Annotated in this window: 1 protein-coding gene; it reads right to left on the reverse strand. The window is 77.3% G+C overall.

Annotated elements, in window-relative coordinates; translation table 11 throughout:
- Positions 1–143: 143 nt before the first annotated feature.
- Positions 144–905: a sulfite exporter TauE/SafE family protein gene (locus HUX53_RS36015; protein ID WP_176407753.1), complete on the reverse strand. Its 762-nt coding sequence runs from the start codon at positions 903–905 to the stop codon at positions 144–146.
- Positions 906–947 lie beyond the last annotated feature (42 nt).

Genomic DNA, 947 nt, shown 5'->3' on the forward strand with positions numbered 1-947 from the left:
TCCCCGCCCGTGCCGTGCACGCCCATGTGCTGCCCCCTCGATACGTGCGCACCCCGTCACGGGTGGGGATGCCCGTCCAGAACGTCCCCTCCCCCGCCCGGCCAAGATCCTTTCCGCGCCGTGCCCGGCCCCGTCGTGCGGGGTCAGCCGTGCAGGGCCACGTAGGGGGCCAGGGCCAGCAGGCTCACCACCAGGGCGGCCTTCAGGGCCGTCGCGGGGACCGCGCGGGCGATCATCCAGCCGGCCAGCACGCCCGCCAGTTCCGGGACGCCCATCAGTGCCGCCAGGTGCCAGTCCACGGCGCCGGCCGCGACGTACCCGATCGTCCCGGCGGCCGCGATCACCACCGACTGGGCCTGCGCCGCCGCGAGCGCGGGCAGTACCGGCATGCCCAGCGCCACCAGCAGCGGGACGCTCAGCAGCGGCCCCCCGACGCCGAACATCGCGCCGACGACCGCGACGCCCGCCCCCACCGCGGCGGCGACCGGCCAGCCGATCTCGCCGGTCGTCCGGCCGTCGCGCGGGCGGCGCCACAGGACCAGGACCGCGACCAGCGCGATGAACACCCCCAGCAGCACCCCGAACACCCGGCCGGTGACCAGGCCGTTGGCCAGCACGCCCAGCGGCGTCCCCACCAGCGCGGCGGCCGCCAGCAGCGCCGCCGTGCGCCGTGTCGCCGGTTCCCGCAGCTGCCCCGAGCGCGTGTAGACGGCCGTGCCGAGCAGGCCCGTCGCGACGTTGGTGACGATCGCCGTCCCCGCGACCTGCGCCGGCGACAGGTCGGTGAAGGCGAACAGGCCCACCGTGATGAGCACCCCGCCCGGGCCGACCGCGGTGATCCCGACCCCGGCGGCCAGGGCCAGCAGCACCAGCCCCGCCAGCACCCACGGCTCCAGCCCCGCCACCGGCCGCCACCTCGCCTTCGCCGTCCGCGCCCCAGGCTATGC

This window comes from Actinomadura sp. BRA 177, assembly GCF_013372625.1.
Taxonomy (GTDB): domain Bacteria; phylum Actinomycetota; class Actinomycetes; order Streptosporangiales; family Streptosporangiaceae; genus Spirillospora.